We start from the raw sequence: 18151 nt of genomic DNA on the forward strand, positions 1-18151 counted from the left end.
CGGTTTGACCGGCACCTTCGAATTCGGAGCCACACCGGCCCCGGACAGGTCGGCAGAAGGAGAAGGCAAGGCAGCGGCAGGAGGCGAGGCGGACAAAGCAGGCAAGGTGGAAGAAGCGGCCGAGCTGGAAGAAACAGGCGAGCTCGAAGAAATAGGGGAAAGAGACGGCAAGGCAGGAAGGGAAGAGGGATCGGGGGTGGGAGAGGAGGGAGCAGCGGGTACGAGCGGCGACGGCGGAACGGCCGGCCCCACCAGCGGCGATCCGCTCGGCACACCCCGCGACGGCGGAGCGGATGGCGGCTGACCGGGCGGACGAGCCCACTGCCGGGACGGTCCGACGTACATCGGCCCGTCCCGCAACGTCGGGTCGATCGCCCCCGGCACCCGCGCCCTCCCCCGAGCCGGCGGCTCACCGGCGGCCCCCACCCAGACCACCGCCCGCGCACCCGAGAGCGCCGACGACCCCGGATCCGCCCGAGCACCCGCGGACGCCGTCCCCGCATCCGAAGACACCGCCCGAGCACCCGCGGACACCGCCCCCGCATCCGAAGACACCGCCCGAGCACCCGGAGACAACGACGACGGCTCGCCAGTGGCCCCCGCCCGTGCCTCCGGAGGCGGTTCCACAGTCAACGGGTCAGACCGTCAGGGGCCGGCGCCGGATCAGCACGACCAGCCCGGCCGTGAGCAGCGCCGCCACCCCGGCGACGGTCAGCGCCATCGGCATGGGCGACGACGGCTGCGTACCCCCGCCGCCGGTGGCCACCCCACCCTGCGGGACCTGGCCTTGCCCGCCCGCGTCGATGTGCAGTTCCGGCTTCAGGCCGCCGCCCTTCGCGTCGAGCACCAGCAGCGAATAGACACTGCCCGCGCCCAGCGTGCACGGCAGGGTGCTGCTCCGGCCGCCTCCGCTGGGCTGCACCTTCACCTTCCAGCTGCCGGGTTTCACCTGCCGGTAGTCGGTCGTGGTGGCGAATTGGACGCCGTCGGCGATCTTCGGTCCGTTGTTCACGCCGACGTCGAGGACGGGTGCGCGTACCGAAGCCTGAATGATCCTGACCTTGGACTCGCCCGCACCGGGCAGCGCCAGGTCGTCCTGGAGCACGCGAAGGCCGAGGTCCGCGTACCGGCCGACGCCCGCGACCGTGTACGCCTTGCCGCTCTGCACACTGACCTGCGTGGTCAGGACCGGCTTGGTCTTGGGGTCGGCGCCCGCCTTGCGCATGGCGACCGAGTATGTGCCCGTGGGAAGTCGCAGGTAGGGGGACATCACGCCGTAGCCGACGCCGGGGAAGGTCTGTTCCTTGCCGGACTCGGCCTTCAGGTACACATCAACCTGGGGCGTGTCGGGAGAAAGATGAGCCAACCGCACATAGCCGTCATCCGCGGCTGCGGCCGGCGACGCACTGAGGGTGACGGCCGCGAGAACGGCGAGTGCCGCCGCGGCTCCACCGAGGCGCCGTACGTGGGATTTCGCGGTGAACACGGAGCCTCCTCTGCATTCGGCTGCATGACACATCGAACGCGATACCTGTCAATGTGCCGCAGCCCACGGGACCGCACCATGGTCCTTCCGGTCATGCGAAAGCGCTGGTCGACGGTCCTACTCATGCTCGGATGACCGATAGATGAGTCCGGGGACGCGCGGTGCGACGGCGTCGGGCCGTTTTTGTCGTACCCCCGGGGCACCATTGACGACGTGCCAGAAGAGCAGGTGTTGGAGCAGTTCGGGCCGGCCACGCGAGAGTGGTTCCGGGCCGCCTTCGCTGCGCCCACCTCAGCCCAGGCGGGGGCGTGGCGGGCCATCGGCGCGGGGCACAACGCGCTGGTCGTGGCCCCGACCGGCTCGGGCAAGACGCTGGCCGCGTTCCTCTGGTCGCTCGACCGGCTGGCCCGCGAGCCGGCTCCCAAAGATCCGAAACAGCGCTGCCGCATCCTCTACGTCAGCCCGCTCAAGGCGCTGGCGGTGGATGTCGAGCGCAACCTGCGCGCCCCGCTGACCGGCATCCGGCAGGCGTCGGGCCGGCTGGGCGTGCCACCACCCGGCATCACCGTCGGCATGCGCACCGGCGACACCCCGGCCGACGAGCGCCGCAGCTTCCAGCGCACCCCGCCCGATGTGCTTATCACCACACCCGAGTCGTTGTTCCTGATCCTGACCTCGGCCGCCCGCGAGTCGTTGCGCGGCGTGCAGACCGTGATCGTCGACGAGGTGCACGCGGTCGCGGCGACCAAGCGCGGCGCCCACCTCGCGCTCTCCCTGGAACGGCTGGATGAGCTGCTGCCCAAGCCGGCTCAGCGGGTGGGCCTGTCGGCGACGGTGCGGCCGATCGACGACACCGCCCGTTTCCTCGGCGGCGCCCACCAGGTTGAGATCGTGCAGCCGCCGAGCGCCAAGACCATCGAAGTCGAGGTGCAGGTCCCGGTCGAGGACATGACCCGCCTCGACGAGATCGAGGATCAAGATCTCGACAATCCCGATGGGGTACGCCGCCAGCCCTCGATCTGGCCTGCGGTTGAGGACCGAGTGCTCGACCTCATCGAGGCGCACCGGTCGACCATCGTTTTCACTAACTCGCGCCGTGGCGCCGAACGGCTCTGCGCCCGCATCAACGAGCTGGCCGCCGAGCGCGCGGGTGAGCCGGCGCCCGAGCCGGCGCGGCCGCCCGCCGAGATCATGGCGCAGGCCGGTGGCACGCGCGGCGCCGATCCGGTGGTGGCCCGGGCCCATCACGGCTCGGTGTCCCGTGAGGAGCGCAAACAGATCGAGGAGGCGCTGAAATCGGGCCGCCTCCCCGCCGTCGTCGCCACCTCCAGCCTCGAGCTGGGCATCGACATGGGCGCGGTCGACCTGGTCGTACAGATCGAGGCGCCGCCGTCGGTCTCGGCCGGCCTGCAGCGCATCGGCCGGGCCGGGCACCAGGTCGGCGCGGTGTCCCGTGGCGTCGTCTTCCCCAAGCACCGCGGTGACCTGGTCTCCTGCGCGGTCGTCTCGGAGCGGATGTCCGAGGGCGCGATCGAGGAACTGCGTTATCCCCGCAACCCGCTCGACGTGCTGGCCCAGCAGATCGTGGCCATGGTCGCCCTCGACACCTGGCACCTCGACGACCTGGCCACCCTGGTCCGGCGGGCGGCGCCGTTCGCCGAGCTGCCCGACTCGGCCTTGCGCGCGGTGCTCGACATGCTCTCCGGGCGTTATCCGTCGACCGCGTTCGCCGAGCTGAGGCCCCGCCTGGTCTGGGACCGCGGCACCGACCAGCTGACCGGCCGGCCGGGCGCGCAGCGGCTGGCCGTGACCAGCGGCGGCACCATCCCCGACCGGGGCATGTTCGGGGTCTTCCTGGCCGGCTCGGAAAAGGCCGCGCGGGTGGGCGAGCTCGACGAGGAGATGGTGTACGAGTCCCGCGTCGGCGACGTCTTCCTGCTGGGCTCGACGTCCTGGCGGATCGAGGACATCACGCCCGACCGGGTGCTGGTCACGCCCGCTCCGGGGGCACCGGCGCGCATGCCGTTCTGGAAAGGCGATGCGCTCGGCCGGCCGGTCGAGCTGGGCCGGGCCATCGGCGCCCGGCTTCGTAGCCTGGCGAAGAACTCCGACGACAAGGCGATCGCCTCGCTGCGTGACTCGGGCCTGGACGAGTGGGCGGCCGGCAACCTGGTGGCTTATCTCCGCGAGCAGCGCGAGGCGACCCGTCATCTGCCCGACGACCGCACGGTCGTGGTCGAGCGGTTCCGCGACGAGCTGGGCGACTGGCGGATGACCGTGCACTGTGTGCTCGGCGCCCGGGTGAACGCGCCCTGGGCCCTGGCCATCGCCCGCCGGCTAGGCGAACGGTACGGCGTGGACGGCCAGGTCATGCCCTCCGACGACGGCATCGTCATCCGGCTCCCGGACACCGCCGAGGAGCCGCCGGGCGCCGACCTGGTCGCCTTCGACCCCGAGGAGATCAGCCAGCTCGTCGAGGAGTCGGTGGGTACGTCGGCCCTGTTCGCCTCCCGTTTCCGTGAGTGCGCCGCCCGGTCGCTGCTGCTGCCCCGCCGCGACCCACGCCGCCGCCAGCCGCTCTGGCAGCAACGTCAGCGGTCGGCGCAGCTGCTCGACGTGGCCCGTGAGTTCGCCGACTTCCCGGTCACCCTCGAAGCCGCCCGCGAGTGCCTGCAGGACGTCTTCGACCTGCCCGGCCTGGTCGGCCTGATGCGCGAGATCGCCGGCCGCAAGGTCCGCATGGTCGAGACCGAGACGCCGCGGCCGTCGCCGTTCGCCCGGTCGCTGCTCTTCGGGTACGTGGGAGCCTTCCTCTACGAGGGCGACGCACCGCTGGCCGAGCGCCGCGCCGCCGCCCTGGCCCTCGACTCCACCCTGCTGGGCGAGCTGCTGGGCCGGGTCGACCTGCGCGAGTTGCTCGACCCGGCGGTGGTGGCCGAGTCGGAAAACCAGCTGCAATGGCTGACCCCGCAGCGCACGCCGCGCGACGCCGAGGACGCCGCCGAGCTGCTGCGACTGCTGGGTGACCTGTCCGACGCCGCGCTGACCGCCCGCCACGTCGAGCTCGACTGGGTCCGCGACCTGGAAAGCGCCCGGCGTGCGCTGCGGGTGCGGATCGCCGGCGAGGAGCGGTGGATCGGCGTCGAGGACGCGGGCCGCTACCGTGACGCGCTGGGTGTGGCGTTGCCGGTGGGCGTGGCCGAGGCCTACCTCGAACCGGTCGCCGACCCGCTCGGTGACCTGGTCGCCCGATACTCCCGCACGCACGGGCCGTTCGCCGCGGCCACCTGCGCCGCGCATTTCGGGCTGGGCGTGTTCGTGGTCGAGCAGGCCCTGAAACGGCTGAGTGCCACCGGCCGGGTGGTCAGCGGCGAGTTCTCGCCCGAGGGGGCTGGCGCCGAGTGGTGCGACGCCGAGGTGCTGCGACTGCTGCGCCGCCGGTCGCTGGCCGCGCTGCGCCGCGAGATCGAGCCGGTGCCGCCCAAGGTGCTGGCCGCGTTCCTGCCCCGATGGCATCAGGTCGGCGGCAACGCGCGCGGGGTGGACGCGGTCGCCGCCGCGGTCGAGCAGTTGCAGGGGCTCGCCGTGCCGGCCTCGGCCTGGGAACGGCTGGTGCTGCCGGCCCGGGTGGCCGACTACACGCCCGCGCTGCTCGACGAGCTGACCGGTTCGGGCGAGCTGGTGTGGGCCGGTGCCGGCTCGGTGGGTGCCAACGACGGGTGGATCACTGTGGCGTACGCCGACACGGCGCCCCTCCTGCTGCCCCCGCCCGATGACGAGCTGGCCCTGACTCCCCTGCACCAGTCGGTGCTCGAGACGCTCGGCGACGGGCAGGCGCTGTTCTTCCGCTCGCTCTCCGACCGGGTGGGCTCGACCGACGACCCGGCTCTGACCTCGGCGGTGTGGGACCTGGTCTGGGCCGGCCACCTGACCAACGACACGTTCGCGCCGCTGCGGGGCCTGCTCGGCAGCAGCGGCGCCCATCGGGCCAAGGCGGCTCCGGCCCGCACCCGCTACCGCCGCCCCGGCCGCCTGGGCCGTCCCGCCATGCCGTCCCGCACCGGACCGCCGGCGATGGCCGGCCGCTGGTCCCGCCTGCCCGACCGCGACCTCGACCCGACCCGCCGCGCGACCGCCCTGGCCGACCTGCTGCTCGAACGCCACGGCGTGATCACCCGCGGCGCGGTCATGGCCGAGGGCGTGACCGGCGGCTTCGCGGCCGTCTATCCGGTGCTCGGTGCCTTGGAGGAACGCGGCGCGGCCCGGCGCGGCTATTTTGTCGAGGGGCTGGGGGCGGCCCAGTTCGCGGTGCCCGGGGCCGTCGACCGGCTGCGCGCCCTGGCCGAGCCGGCCGAGTTGACCCGGCGCACCGGGGTGTCGGCGGTGGTGCTGGCCTCCACCGATCCGGCCAACCCGTACGGCGCCGCGCTGCCCTGGCCGGAACGCGTGGTCGACAGCGGCGACGGCGAAAAGGTCGCGGCGGCCGGCCACCGCGCCGGTCGCAAGGCCGGCGCCCTCGTGGTGCTGGTCGGTGGCGAGCTTGTTCTCTATGTCGAGCGCGGCGGCCGCACGCTGTTGTCGTTCGTGGACGACCAGGAGTCGCTGATCGCGGCGGGCGAGGGGCTGGCCCGGGCCGTCAGGTCGGGCGCCCTCGGCGCGATGTCGGTCGAACGCGCCGACGGCGAATCGGTCAACGCCTCCCCGCTGCGCGACGCCTTGACGGCGGCGGGCTTCCGCGCAACCCCCCGAGGCCTCCGCCTCCGCGGCTGACCGTCCCATCAAAGCAGGCACCGCGGCCGTCCGCGGCTGACCGACACACCAACCCAGGCACCGCAGCCGACCGCGGCCGACCGACACACCAACCCAGGCACCGCAGCCGACCGCGGCCGACCGACACACCAACCCAGGCACCGCGGCTGACCGACACACCACCGCGGGGAGCGGGGGCGTCCGCGGCTGACCGACACACCAAGCCGGGGATCGCGGGTGTCCGCGCCAGAACACCCCGGGGCCGCGCGCCTCAAACGCCAGAACAAACTGGGACCTCGCCCGCGATGCGGGCGCGTGCCACGATCTTCGGCATGCTGCGGACGTTGGACATCACCGCGACCATCGCGCTGGCCGAGGCGCCGTTCCATAATCTCTACTTCGGGCACTCGTTCGAGTTGAGCCTCGACTGCTTCATCTGCGAACGCCAAGGCCGCACCACGTTTCTCACCGTGGGCGGCGAGCGGGCCGTCTGCACCGGCGACCGGTCGCACGGAGGCAAGCACTTCGCCCCGGCGCGGGTGGCCGGCTTCGACCCGATGAGCGGCCGCGACCGGAAGGCACTGCACGTCGTCGTGCAGCAGTGGTGGGCGCCGTTCCGTGACGCCAAACGCGACCAGGCCTCCGCGCCGGTCGGCACCGGCTGGGTACGGTTCGAGCTGCCCTACACGTGCCCGGACGGCCGCAACGGCCGCGCCTCGATCCAGTCGAACCTGGTGCTCCCACACGCACTGACCTGCGAACACTGCGACACCGTCCTGGCCACCGGCGAGGACGTACCCAAAATCGTGGAGCGCCTCTAGGAGCGGAGTGGAGCGCCTCTGGGAACGGGCTCGTGGCCGCGACGCGGCAGATCCGCCGGCCGGGCCCAGGCGAGCTGCGGCATAGCTGATCCGCCGGCCAAGCCCCAGGCAAGCCACGACGCGACTGATCCGCCAGCCGGGCCCAGGCAAGCCACGACGCGGCAGATCCGCCAGCCGGGCCCAGGCAAGCCACGACGCGGCAGATCCGCCAGCCGGGCCCAGGCAAGCCACGACGCGGCAGATCCGCCGGCCGGGCCCTAGCTGAGCTGCGGCGCCACCGCTGAGGCGACCAGCTCCAGGTGGTGCAGGTCGGACAGGTCGAGCGTCTGCAGGAACATCCGCTCCGCTCCGGCCGCACCCCAGCGGCCGAGCTTGTCGACGACCTCGTCGACCGTGCCGGCCATCGCGTCGTCGGCGCCGCGCAGTTCCTCGACGCTACGGCCGATCGCGTCGGCTCGGCGGGCCAGCTCGGCCTCGTCCCGGCCGACGCAGAGCACCACCGCGGCCGAGAACGACGGCACCGATGATCGGCCGGCCGCCTCGCACGCATCGCGTACCAGTCGGAAGAGCGACGCACCGTCGGCGACCGACGAGAACGGCACGTTGAACTCGTCCGCGAAGCGGGCGGCCAGCGCCGGGGTCCGCTTCTTGCCTTTGCCGCCGACGATGATCGGGGGGCGTGGGCTCTGCACCGGCTTGGGCAGCGCCGGAGAGTCGGACAGCCGATAGTGGCGGCCCTCGAACGAGTACGGGCCGGGCGCCGTCCACAGGCCGGTGACGATCTCCAGCTGCTCCTCGAGCCGGTCGAAGCGCTCCCGGGTCGGCGGGAACGGGATGCCGTAGGCGGCGTGCTCGGGCTCGAACCAGCCACCGCCGAGGCCCAGCTCGACCCGGCCGCCGCTCATCTCGTCGACCTGGGCGACGCTGATCGCCAGCGGGCCGGGCAGCCGGAACGTCGCCGAGCTGACCAGCGTGCCGAGCCGGATGCGGGACGTCTGCACCGCCAGCGCCCCCAAGGTTACCCAGGAGTCGGTGGGCCCGGGCCGGCCGTCGGGAACCATCGCCACGTAGTGGTCGCTGCGGAAGAAGCCGTCGAATCCCAGGTCCTCGGTCAGTTGGGCGACCCGGCGCTGCTGGTCGTAGGTGGCGCCGTTCTGGGGTTCGATGAACGTGACGAGACGCATGATCAAAATCGTGCCACAAAAGAGGGGACGCAACCGCCACTCTGTGTGCGCAGACGATAACGTTGACGACCATGGGTCGCTATGGATGGATCAGTCTCACGACGGACTACGGCACCTTCGACGGATTCGTGGCGGCCTGTCACGGCTCTATCGCCCGAGTCGCGCCGGACGTACGTGTCATCGACATCACCCACCACGTTCCGCCGGCGGATGTCACCCGCGGCTCGCACGTGCTCGCGCAGACCGCGCCCTACCTGCCCGAGTCGGTGCACTGCGCGGTCGTCGACCCGGGGGTCGGCACCGACCGCCGCGGTCTGGCCATCGCGACACCGGGCGGTGTGCTCGTCGGCCCGGACAACGGCCTGCTGATCCCGGCGGCGGAGGCGCTCGGCGGCATCGACACGGTGGTCGAGCTGTCCAACAAGGACTGGTTCCTGGGTGACCTGTCGCGGACCTTCCACGGGCGGGACCTGTTCGCGCCGGCCGCCGCCCGGATCGCGCTGGGCGCCGAGCTGACCGAGGCCGGGCCCCGGGCCGACCCGGGCACGCTGGTCCGGCTGCCCGCGCCGGTGGTGACCCTGGGCGACGGGTACGTGGAGGCCGAGGTGCTGACCGTCGACCGTTTCGGCAACGTGCAGCTGGCCGCGACCGGCGGGCTGCTCGGCGGCCTGGGCCACGACCTGCTCCTCAACGGTGGCGTGCGGGCCCGGCGCGGCGCCACGTTCGCCGATGTCGAGCAGGGCGATCTGCTGGTGTACGAGGACTCGGCCGGCCAGATGGCCATCGCCGTCAACAACGGCCGCGCCGTCGTCGTGCTCTCCGTAACACCGGGCGACCTGGTCCGCGTGGCCAACCGATAGCGCCGGCACCCGCGGGACCGCGCGGCGCAGAGAAGCCCGCGCGACACGCAGAAGCCCGCGCGACACGCAGAGGCCCGCGCGACACGCAGAGGCCCGCGCGACACGCAGAGGCCCGCGCGACACGCAGAGGCCCGCGCGGACTGTAGGAAGAACGTCTAGAGGCGGTGGTGGACCCAGACGTTGGGTTCCACGTACACGGCCACGTCGTCGGCCAGCGACACCTGCACCGGGGCCAGAGCTGACGGCACGTCGACCGGGCCGTCGGTGTCGAACGGCAGGCCGGTCCACCCGCGCCACTGGGCGAGCCGGCCGGTCATCACCATGCTGGTGTGGGCCACGTTGACGATCCGGCCGCCGGCGCGGACGTGCACCCGCAGCCACGGGTCGACCGGCAGGCCGTCGGGGCGCGTGCGGTGGGCGTACTCGCGGATCGGCCCGGACCGGCCGGTCGGCCGCACCGGCGCGATCAGGTCGCGGAAGCCGAGCTCGGCCACGTTGGCGCGCATCGCGCCGAGCATGACCGCCGACAGGCCGGCACCGCGCAGGTCGGGCCGGATCATGATCTCGAGCGCGGAGGCGATGGTCGGCTCGGTCCCGGTGAGCCGATCGTGCACGCTACGCCGGACGGCCCAGTCCCACCCGCCGTCGGGCAGCGGATCGGCGCCGAGGTCGTAGGACAGTGGCACCGAGTGGGCCTTGGCCACGGCCCGGCCGGTGGACCGATCGACCGCGACGAGGCAGTGCGCCGCGAAGTGCGTACGCAGATAGCCGTAGTAGAACCCGCTCGTCGGGTCCTGCGTCATGAACTCCGGCCAGAAGCCGTCCAGTTCGTCCCAGACGTCCCAGCGCGCGGGGTCCTCCGCCGGAGACGTTATGTCGAGGTCCATCAGGGCAGGATAGGGAGCATGCCGGAGGGGGACACCGTTTATAACACCGCGCGGGTGATCGAGCGCGCGATCGTCGGCGAGGTGCTGACGAAGTCGGACTTCCGTGTGCCGCAGCTGGCGACCACCGATCTGTCCGGCTGGACGGTGGCGGAGTCGGCCAGCCGCGGCAAGCACCTGCTGCTGCGGCTGAGCCGGGGCGACAAGAGGTTCACCCTCCACTCGCACCTGCGGATGGAGGGTGCCTGGCGCGCGTACCGCCCGGGCGAGCGCTGGACCGGCCGGCCGGCCCACCTGATCCGGGTCGCCCTGCACACCCGGAAGGCGGTCGCGGTCGGCTACCACCTGCACGAGGTGGCGTTGTTCTCGACGGCCGAGGAGAGCCGGCTCGACTATCTGGGCCCGGATCTGCTCGGCCCGGACTGGGATGCCGGCGAGGCGGCTCGCCGGATCGCCGCCGAACCGGACGTGACGATCGCCGAAGCGCTGCTCGACCAGCGCAACCTGGCCGGCGTGGGCAACCTCTACAAGGCGGAGACGCTGTTTCTGCGCGGTGTCTGGCCGTGGCGGCCGGTCCGCGACGTCGACGATCTGCCGGGCATGGTCACGCTGGCGCAGAAGCTGGTCGCCAGCAACAAGGGCCGGTGGACCCAGACCACGACCGGTTCGCTGCGGCGCGGTGAGACGAGTTACGTGTACGGGCGGAAGGCCCAGCCCTGCCGCCGCTGCGGCACCGCGATCCGCCAGGCCGAGCTGGGCGAACGCGTGACCTACTGGTGTCCGTACTGTCAGCCGGAGTCGACGGGGTCAGGCGGCTGACGAGTTGCCGTAGCGGCGCAGCTCGGACAGGCCGTCGGCCAGGCCACGGAGCCGGTCGGTGGCCTCGATCAGCCGGAAGAAGCTCGGGTGCCGCTCGTCGGCGACCGGCTGCCCGTCCTCGGCGACCCAGCTCGCGGCCGCCGCGACCAGCCGCTCGTAGGCGGTCACGCCCTCGGCGAACTGCGTCGACAGGCTCTCGTGCGAGGCCTGCAGGGCCTGCTGCTGGTCGGCCGGGCTGATCGGGATGGCCCGCTCGACGCCGGCGGCCCGGTGGCCCAGGTCGCGTAGCCATTCCTCGGCCGACGCGGCCTCGAGCACCGCTTCGGAGCCGGGCCCGGTCAGCCGGGCCGAGAGCGACTGCAGGGTGGCGCTGGCCCGGTCGAGCCGGTCCCACGACTTGGCCACGGCCGAGCCGCGCAGGGCGTAGCGCTCGCGTTGCCGGCGGACCTCGTTGAGCATGCTCTTGCCGGCCGGGAAGCGCTCGACCGCGGCGACCAGCTTGGCTCCGGGCAGCTGCGGCGGCGGGGCCGGCGGCGGTTCGATCGCCGCCAGCTCCCGGTGGTCACGGTGCCGCCAGACGGCCAGCGCGACCGAGCCGCCGGCGGCGGCGGCCCAGATCGCGTCGGGGATGCCGATGCCGGCGTACGGGGTGAGGACGGCGGTCGCCGCGGCCAGGCCGCCACCGATGACGCTCCAGCGCCGCGCCGAGCCACGCAGCTTGCGCAGCCGGCGGAAGTAGCGCGTCCGCTCGTCCATCGCCGATCAGCCCGCCGCGCTGGTGTCGCCGCGCTTCTGGTTCATGCTGGCCCGGATCTCGTCGAGCCGGGCCACGCTGGCCGGGTCGGCCGCCGGGGCGGTGTTGCCCTGCTCGACCGCGGGCGTGTTCGGCTTGGCGCCCAGCTGGTCGCCGGCCATCGACGCCCGGATCTGCTCGAGCCGGGACGATCCGGCCATGTCCAGGCTCGATTTCTGCACCTCGAGCATGCGGCCCTCGACCGAGTTGGAGGCCAGCTCGGCGCGGCCCATCGCGTCGGCGTACCGGCGCTCGATCTTGTCGCGCACCTCGTCCAGCGACGGGGTGTTGCCCGGCGCGGCCAGCGACGACATCGACTCCAGGGAGCGGGCCACGGTTTCCTGCATCTTGGCCTGTTCGAGCTGGCTCAGCAGGCGGGACCGCTCGGCGATGCGCTGCTGCAGCACCATCGCGTTGTTCTCGACCGCCTTGCGGGCCTGGCCGGCTGCGGAGAGCGCCTGGTCGTGGAGGGTCTTGAGGTCCTCCATCGACTGCTCGCCGGAGACCAGCTGGGTGGCCAGCGTCGTCGCGGTCGCCTCGTATTTCTGCGCCTCGGACTCGTCACCGCCCGCACGCGCCCGGTCGGCCAGCACGAGCGCCTGCCGGGCCATGCCCTGCAGTTTCTCGACCTCGCCCATCTGGCGCGACAGCTTCATCTCGAGCTGGCGCTGGTTGCCGATGACCGCGGCGGCCTGCTGGACGAGCGCTTGGTGCTGGCGCTGAGCGTCCTCGATGGCCTGCTGGATCTGGACCTTCGGGTCGGCGTACTCGTCGATCTTCGCGCCGAAGAGCGCCAAAAAGTAACGCCAGCCCTTAGCGAACGGGTTCGCCATATCGCCGTTCTCCCTCAAATGTCGCTCGGCCCGATGGATGCGATCCATCGTTGCAGCCCCATGCCACCGTCGTCACGTGACCTCAGGGAGTTATCAGGGTCTCCCCTAACAGAGGCTACGCCCGGCACCTGAGAGGAGCGAGAGCAGATCAGGCCGCGTAGATCATGTCGCGGCCGCGCTTGCGCGTGGTCCGCAGAGTGGCCTTGAGCGGCGAGTCCTGGCGTACGGAGACCTTGACGTCCCCGTCGGCGGCCGAGCTCTGCTGCTGCTCGGGCAGCGAGGGTGACAGCGGGGTCAGAACACCTTCCATGCCCTCGGCGAGGGACAGCGTGTTGCTGACGTCGCTCAGTACCTCGGACAGGCGTGCGCCCAGGGCGTCACAGATGGCGGCGAGCAGCTCGCTCGACGCTTCCTTTTGCCCGCGCTCGATCTCGGAGAGGTAACCCAGGCTGACGTTGGCGGCGGTGGACACCTCGCGCAGTGTGCGGTGCTGTCCCTGCCGGCGCGCCCGAAGTGCGTCACCGATAACCCGGCGTAGCAGGACCATGGCACCTCCTCCTGCGGCGGGGCCACCGGCAACCGCCGGAGGCTTCCCGCAACCGTACCCGCTGCGAGCCACGCCGACATCCCGCCCCGCCGAATTCCGGATCGGGCCCGCCTGGCACCCCCGCCCCAACGATCTCCGACGAAACGGCATTCCCGCAGGCCGGGGTCAGGTACCGGGGTTCGCGCGGCCCAGCTGGGTGACGAGCAGGTTTAACACCGCTGTCACGGTTCCGGCGCGGATCGTAGCCCGGTCGCCGGTGAGCTGGAGATGTTCGACGTCGGCGGAGGCGGGCCCGGCGACGGCGACATAGACCGTTCCGACCGGTTTGCCGTCCTGCGGATCGGGTCCGGCGACTCCCGTGGTGGCCATCCCCCAGTCGGCCCCGCATCGAGAGCGAGCGCCACGGGCCAGGGCCAGGGCGACGTCGGGATCGACCGGGCCGCGCTCTCGCAACAACGACGACGAAACCCCGGCCAACGAGTGCTTGAGATCGGTCGCGTAAACGACCAGGCCCCCACGAAACACCGCACTGACCCCGGGAATCTCGACGAAAGCGCCGGCCAGCGCACCGCCGGTGAGCGACTCGGCGGTGGCGACGGTTTGCGACAGGGAAAGAAGACGTTGCACCGCGAGCAAAGCGGTCATGAACGGGCCCGGCGGAGGCGGACCGCCTGAACGACGTAGTCGACCCCGGTGACCAGCGTCACCACCAGCGCCGCCCCCATCAGCCACGGCCCGACCACATCGAAAGGCGACGGCATCGGCAGGAGATACCAGGCGATGGCCGCGATCTGCAGCGCCGTCTTGGCCTTACCGCCACGGCTGGCCGGGATGATCCCGTACCGGATGACCCAGAAGCGCAGCGCCGTCACCCCCCACTCGCGCACCAGGATCGCCGCCGTGACCCACCACGCGAGGTCGCCGTAGATCGACAGCAGCACCAGCGCGGTGCCGGTCAGCGCCTTGTCGGCGATCGGGTCGGCCACCTTGCCGAACGACGTGACCATCGAGTAGCGCCGGGCGATCCAGCCGTCGGCGAAGTCGGTCGCCGAGGCCACGCAGAAGGTCAGGCAGGCCACGACGCGCCAGCCGGGGTCGACCATCGCGGACACGACCACGGTGGCCACGAACACCGGAACCAGGATGATCCGGACGACGGTGAGAACATTCGCCGGGTTCAGCAGCGGGACGGCCACCGGCCCGGGTTCGGTCACTTCGCGGCCGCGGAGATCATCTCAAACGGCACGGCGACCAGGTCGACGCCCTCGGTGCCGGTGACCCGGGCCCGGACCAGGTCACCCGGCCGCAGCACGGCCAGGTCGACCCCGGAGTCGCCGGCCACCAGCGTCGTCGAGCCGTCGACCTCGGGCGCCTGGTGCTCGGCCCGCCCCTCGACCTCGCCGTCGGCGACCGTGTCGATCAGCACGTCGACGGTCGAACCCAACCGCTCCTCGGCCCGCTGGTTGCACAGCTCGTCGGCCAGGGCGGTGATCCGGTCGTACCGCCGCTTGACGGTGTCTCCGCGCACCTTGCCGGTCATGCCCGCGGCCTCGGTGCCGTCCTCGTCGCTGTAGTCGAAGATGCCGATCGCGTCCAGCCGCGCCTCGCTCAAGAACCGGCAAAGCTCGTCGAAGTCGGCCTTGGTCTCGCCCGGGAAGCCGACGATGAAGTTGCTCCGCGCGCCGATCGAAGGATCGAACGAGCGCGCCGAAGCAAGCAGGTCGAGGAACTTCGCGGTCGACCCGAACCGCCGCATCCGGCGCAGCACCGGCTCGCTGGAATGCTGGAAGGAAAGATCGAAGTAGGGGGCGACGCCGGGCGTGGTGGCGATCGCCTCGACCAGGCCGGGGCGGGTCTCGGCGGGCTGCAGATAGCTCGCGCGCACCCGCACGATGCCGTCGACCGCGGCCAGCTGGGGCAGCAGTTTTTCCAGCGCGCGGGGATCGCCCAGATCTTTGCCGTACGACGTGCTGTTCTCACTCACCAGCACCAGCTCGCGCACCCCGGTCTTGGCCAGCCACTCCGCCTCGGCCAGCAGTTCCTGCGGGTCACGGGAGACGAAGGCGCCACGGAAGGCCGGGATCGCGCAGAACGCACAGCGCCTGTCGCAGCCGCTGGCCAGCTTGAGCGACGCCACCGGGCCGCTGTCGAGCCGGCGGCGCAGCACCTGCCGCAGATGGGCCGGGGTGTGCTCGTCGACCGTGGCGTGCCCGGGCACCACCACCTTGGCCGACTGGCGCTGCACCGGGGTCAGCGGCAGCAGCTCGCGCCGGTCGCGTGGGACGTGCGCCTCGATCCGCTCGCCGGCCAGGACCTGGTCGAGCCGGGCGGCGATGTCGGTGTAGTCGTCGAAGCCGAGAACCGCCTGGGCCTCGGGGAGCGACGAGGCGAGCTCCTTGCCGTACCGCTCGGCCATGCACCCGGCCGCGACCACCTTGGCGCCGGTCTCGGAAGCGGCCAGCAGCGTCTCGATCGAGTCCTGTTTCGCCTTTTCGACAAAGCCACAGGTGTTGACCAGCACCACGTCGGCCTCGTCGGCATCGGTGCTGACCTGCCAGCCGCCCGCGTCGAGGCGTGCCGCCAGCTCCTCGGAGTCGACCTCGTTGCGGGCGCAGCCGAGGGTCAGGAGGGCGACACGGCGGGGTTCTTCGTGGGCGGGCACCAGGTAAGGCTACCGGGGTCAGTCGTCGACCCGAAGGGTCGCCAGGGTCTCCTCCAGCTCGTCCGGCTTGACCAGCACCTCCCGGGCCTTGGATCCCTCGGACGGGCCGACGATGCCCCGGGTCTCCATCAGGTCCATCAGCCGGCCGGCCTTGGCGAAGCCGACCCGCAGCTTGCGCTGAAGCATCGAGGTGGAGCCGAACTGTGAGGTCACGACCAGCTCGATGGCCTGGATGAGCACCTCCAGGTCCTCGCCGATCTCCTCGTCGATGTCCTTCTTCTTGCTCGGCGGCGCGTCGGTGACCCCCTGGGCGAACTCGGCCTCGCGCTGGTCCTTGCAGAACTTGACGACCGCGTGGATCTCTTTCTCGTCGACCCAGGCGCCCTGGATACGGACCGGCTTGCTCGCACCCATCGGCAGGAAAAGCCCGTCGCCGCGGCCCAGCAGCTTCTCGGCGCCGGGCTGGTCGAGGATGACCCGGGAGTCGGCCAGCGACGAGGTCGCGAAGGCCAGCCGGGACGGCACGTTGGCCTTGATCAGGCCGGTCACCACGTCGACCGAGGGCCGCTGGGTGGCCAGGACCAGGTGGATGCCGGCCGCCCGGGCCAGCTGCGTGATCCGTACCACGCTGTCCTCGACGTCGCGTGGCGCGACCATCATCAGGTCGGCCAGCTCGTCGACGATCACCAGCAGATAGGGGTACGGCTTCATCACGCGCTCGGATCCCGGCGGCGCGGTGATCTCGCCGCTGCGGACCTTGCGGTTGAAGTCGTCGATGTGCCGGACCCCATTGGCGGCCAGGTCGTCGTACCGCATGTCCATCTCGCGGACCACCCACTCGAGCGCGTCCGCGGCCTTCTTGGGGTTGGTCACGATCGGCGTGACCAGGTGCGGGATGCCCTCGTAGGCGGTCATCTCGACCCGCTTGGGGTCGACCAGCAGCAGCCGCACCTCGTCCGGGGTGGCCCGGGTCAGGATCGACACCAGCAGCGAGTTGAGACACGAGCTCTTACCGGCACCGGTCGCGCCGGCGATCAGGATGTGCGGCATCTTGGCCAGGTTGGCCACCACGAAGCCGCCCTCGATGTCCTTGCCCAGGGCGACCAGCATCGGGTGGTGGTCGGCGGTGGACGCCCGGGACCGCAGGACGTCGCCGAGCGAGACGTTCTCCGGGTCGGTGTTGGGGATCTCCACGCCGACCGCGCTCTTGCCCGGGATCGGCGACAGGATGCGCACGTCGGGGCTCTTCACGGCGTACGCGATGTTGCGGCTGAGCTGGGTGATCCGCTCGACCTTGACGCCCGGTCCGACCTCGACCTCGTAGCGGGTGACGGTCGGGCCGCGGGTGAAGCCGACCACCTGCGCGTCGACGTTGAACTGGTCGAACACGCCGGTCAGCGCGTTCATCACCTCGTCGTTGGCCTTGCTGCGGGTCTTCGGCGTGCTGCCCTTGCCGAGCAGGGTCGGCGGCGGCAGGCGGTAGTCGCCCGGCACCGACGAGATCTCCAGCTGCTCGGCCCGGGTCGGCAGCGGATCGGAGTGCTCCGGCGGCGCGGGCGGCGGGATGGGCTTGCGCGCTTTCGGCAGGACGACCGTGTCGTGCACGATCGGGTCTTCCTCCTCGGGCGCCAGCCCGACGTCGGCCAGCGAGCCCTGCCGGCGCCGGGCCGGACGCCGCGTCTTGACCGGCTCCTCCTCGTCCGGTTCCTCGTCCTCGAGCGGCTCCTCGTCCGGGGAAGGCGGTTGGGGGGTACGCCCCATCAGCAGGTCGGCGAGCAGCATCACGCGCTCGGGAATCTTGTTGATCGGCGTCGCCGTGATCACCAGCAGACCGAAGATCAGGAGCAGGATCAGCAGGGGTACGGCCACCCAGGCGGTCACCGCGCGTTCGAGTAGCGCCCCGATCGCGTAACCGATCAGCCCGCCCGCCTTGTCCATGGCCACGTCGTCCACGGGCCGCTGGGACACGTGCAGCAGGCTGGCCGTGGCGATGATGATCGCGCTCCAGCCGACCAGTGACCGGCCGCGGTGCTCCGGGTCAGCCGGCTTGCGCATCAGCCGGATCGCGCCGACCAGCAGCAGCAGCGGGAGCAGCACGGACAGGCCGCCGAAGAAGAGCCGGACCGCGTCGGCCAGCCGGGCGCCGACCGGACCGGCACCACCGCCCCAGACCGCGACACCGACCAGGATGGCCAGCCCGAGCAGGAGAAAACCGGCGCCGTCGCGGCGGTGCTCCGGGTCGATGTCCTTGGCCGTCGCCGCCTGCCGGCCGACGCTGCGGGCGACCCAGCCCACGCTGTGCGCGGCCCCCATGAACAGGGCGCCGAAGCCGCGGACGAGGATGCCCGAGTTGGCCGACTTGCGGGCGGGAGCGCGTTTGGCCGTGGCCCGCTTGGCCGGGGCGCGGCGAGTGGGCTGGCGTGCCGCCTGCTTGCGGGCAGGGGTGGACGCGGCGCCGCGCGTCGTGGACGCGTTTCGGCCCCGGCTCGCCGGAGGAGTACGGCCCGCCATGG

At 72.0% G+C, this 18151-nt stretch carries 15 protein-coding genes; 5 read left to right on the top strand and 10 right to left on the bottom strand.

Annotated elements, in window-relative coordinates:
• The first annotated feature begins 4 nt into the window (after positions 1–4).
• Entirely contained in the window at positions 5–304 is a 300-nt protein-coding gene (locus ACGFIO_RS09405) for a hypothetical protein (RefSeq protein ID WP_392824159.1), read from the top strand.
• 333 nt (positions 305–637) lie between these two features.
• Here the strand turns inward: ACGFIO_RS09405 and ACGFIO_RS09410 are convergent, their stop codons facing one another.
• The gene (locus tag ACGFIO_RS09410) at positions 638–1486 is read right to left on the bottom strand and encodes a DUF4397 domain-containing protein (RefSeq protein ID WP_392824161.1); all 849 of its coding nucleotides are present in this window, start codon (positions 1484–1486) and stop codon (positions 638–640) included.
• 213 nt (positions 1487–1699) lie between these two features.
• Here ACGFIO_RS09410 and ACGFIO_RS09415 point away from each other — a divergent pair, with 213 nt between their 5' ends.
• Positions 1700–6256: an ATP-dependent helicase gene (locus tag ACGFIO_RS09415; protein ID WP_392824163.1), complete on the top strand. Its 4557-nt coding sequence runs from the start codon at positions 1700–1702 to the stop codon at positions 6254–6256.
• 311 nt (positions 6257–6567) lie between these two features.
• Positions 6568–7056, top strand: a complete 489-nt coding sequence (locus tag ACGFIO_RS09420) for a hypothetical protein (RefSeq protein ID WP_392824165.1) — start codon at positions 6568–6570, stop codon at positions 7054–7056.
• 257 nt (positions 7057–7313) lie between these two features.
• Here the strand turns inward: ACGFIO_RS09420 and ACGFIO_RS09425 are convergent, their stop codons facing one another.
• Entirely contained in the window at positions 7314–8240 is a 927-nt protein-coding gene (locus ACGFIO_RS09425) for an LLM class F420-dependent oxidoreductase (protein ID WP_392824167.1), read from the bottom strand.
• 71 nt (positions 8241–8311) lie between these two features.
• On the opposite strand from ACGFIO_RS09425, the gene ACGFIO_RS09430 reads away from it, so the two are divergent.
• A complete protein-coding gene (locus ACGFIO_RS09430) occupies positions 8312–9100 on the top strand; it encodes an S-adenosyl-l-methionine hydroxide adenosyltransferase family protein (RefSeq protein ID WP_392824169.1) in 789 nt (262 codons plus the stop codon).
• A 155-nt stretch (positions 9101–9255) separates the two neighbouring features.
• Here ACGFIO_RS09430 and ACGFIO_RS09435 read toward each other — a convergent pair whose 3' ends face one another.
• A complete protein-coding gene (locus tag ACGFIO_RS09435) occupies positions 9256–9987 on the bottom strand; it encodes an N-acetyltransferase (RefSeq protein ID WP_392824170.1) in 732 nt (243 codons plus the stop codon).
• 18 nt (positions 9988–10005) lie between these two features.
• Here ACGFIO_RS09435 and ACGFIO_RS09440 point away from each other — a divergent pair, with 18 nt between their 5' ends.
• The gene (locus ACGFIO_RS09440) at positions 10006–10803 is read left to right on the top strand and encodes a DNA-formamidopyrimidine glycosylase family protein (RefSeq protein WP_392824172.1); all 798 of its coding nucleotides are present in this window, start codon (positions 10006–10008) and stop codon (positions 10801–10803) included.
• On the opposite strand, the gene ACGFIO_RS09445 is transcribed toward ACGFIO_RS09440, so the two are convergent.
• From ACGFIO_RS09445 to ACGFIO_RS09475, 7 genes are all read right to left on the bottom strand, one after another.
• On the bottom strand, positions 10792–11559 hold the full coding sequence (locus ACGFIO_RS09445) for a hypothetical protein (protein ID WP_392824175.1): 768 nt from the start codon (positions 11557–11559) through the stop codon (positions 10792–10794). The two genes, ACGFIO_RS09440 and ACGFIO_RS09445, sit on opposite strands and share 12 nt — an antisense overlap.
• A 6-nt stretch (positions 11560–11565) precedes the next feature.
• On the bottom strand, positions 11566–12429 hold the full coding sequence (locus ACGFIO_RS09450; RefSeq protein ID WP_392824178.1) for a PspA/IM30 family protein: 864 nt from the start codon (positions 12427–12429) through the stop codon (positions 11566–11568).
• Positions 12430–12577: 148 nt separating this feature from the next.
• Positions 12578–12976 (bottom strand): helix-turn-helix domain-containing protein, encoded by a 399-nt coding sequence (locus ACGFIO_RS09455; protein WP_392824180.1) that lies wholly within the window; start codon positions 12974–12976, stop codon positions 12578–12580.
• A gap of 165 nt (positions 12977–13141) precedes the next feature.
• Complete coding sequence (locus ACGFIO_RS09460; RefSeq protein WP_392824183.1) at positions 13142–13621, bottom strand: CinA family protein; 480 nt, start codon at positions 13619–13621, stop codon at positions 13142–13144.
• Positions 13618–14190, bottom strand: a complete 573-nt coding sequence (gene pgsA, locus ACGFIO_RS09465; protein WP_392824185.1) for a CDP-diacylglycerol--glycerol-3-phosphate 3-phosphatidyltransferase — start codon at positions 14188–14190, stop codon at positions 13618–13620. The genes ACGFIO_RS09460 and pgsA overlap by 4 nt, the downstream gene beginning before the upstream one ends.
• Entirely contained in the window at positions 14187–15638 is a 1452-nt protein-coding gene (rimO, locus tag ACGFIO_RS09470) for a 30S ribosomal protein S12 methylthiotransferase RimO (RefSeq protein ID WP_392824187.1), read from the bottom strand. The genes pgsA and rimO overlap by 4 nt, the downstream gene beginning before the upstream one ends.
• 18 nt (positions 15639–15656) lie before the next feature.
• On the bottom strand, positions 15657–18149 hold the full coding sequence (locus tag ACGFIO_RS09475) for a DNA translocase FtsK 4TM domain-containing protein (protein WP_392824189.1): 2493 nt from the start codon (positions 18147–18149) through the stop codon (positions 15657–15659).
• Positions 18150–18151 lie beyond the last annotated feature (2 nt).

The sequence above is a fragment of the Actinoplanes sp. NPDC049265 genome, from assembly GCF_043197135.1.
Lineage (GTDB): Bacteria > Actinomycetota > Actinomycetes > Mycobacteriales > Micromonosporaceae > Actinoplanes.

Bases quoted from the DNA above. Each gene is read 5' to 3' on its own strand.
- ACGFIO_RS09435 (WP_392824170.1), bottom strand. From the start codon at position 9,987: ATGGACCTCGACATAACGTCTCCGGCGGAGGACCCCGCGCGCTGGGAC.
- ACGFIO_RS09420 (WP_392824165.1), top strand. From the start codon at position 6,568: ATGCTGCGGACGTTGGACATCACCGCGACCATCGCGCTGGCCGAGGCG.
- ACGFIO_RS09475 (WP_392824189.1), bottom strand. From the start codon at position 18,149: ATGGCGGGCCGTACTCCTCCGGCGAGCCGGGGCCGAAACGCGTCCACG.
- ACGFIO_RS09445 (WP_392824175.1), bottom strand. From the start codon at position 11,559: ATGGACGAGCGGACGCGCTACTTCCGCCGGCTGCGCAAGCTGCGTGGC.
- ACGFIO_RS09430 (WP_392824169.1), top strand. From the start codon at position 8,312: ATGGGTCGCTATGGATGGATCAGTCTCACGACGGACTACGGCACCTTC.
- ACGFIO_RS09460 (WP_392824183.1), bottom strand. From the start codon at position 13,621: ATGACCGCTTTGCTCGCGGTGCAACGTCTTCTTTCCCTGTCGCAAACC.
- ACGFIO_RS09425 (WP_392824167.1), bottom strand. From the start codon at position 8,240: ATGCGTCTCGTCACGTTCATCGAACCCCAGAACGGCGCCACCTACGAC.
- ACGFIO_RS09440 (WP_392824172.1), top strand. From the start codon at position 10,006: ATGCCGGAGGGGGACACCGTTTATAACACCGCGCGGGTGATCGAGCGC.
- ACGFIO_RS09455 (WP_392824180.1), bottom strand. From the start codon at position 12,976: ATGGTCCTGCTACGCCGGGTTATCGGTGACGCACTTCGGGCGCGCCGG.
- ACGFIO_RS09450 (WP_392824178.1), bottom strand. From the start codon at position 12,429: ATGGCGAACCCGTTCGCTAAGGGCTGGCGTTACTTTTTGGCGCTCTTC.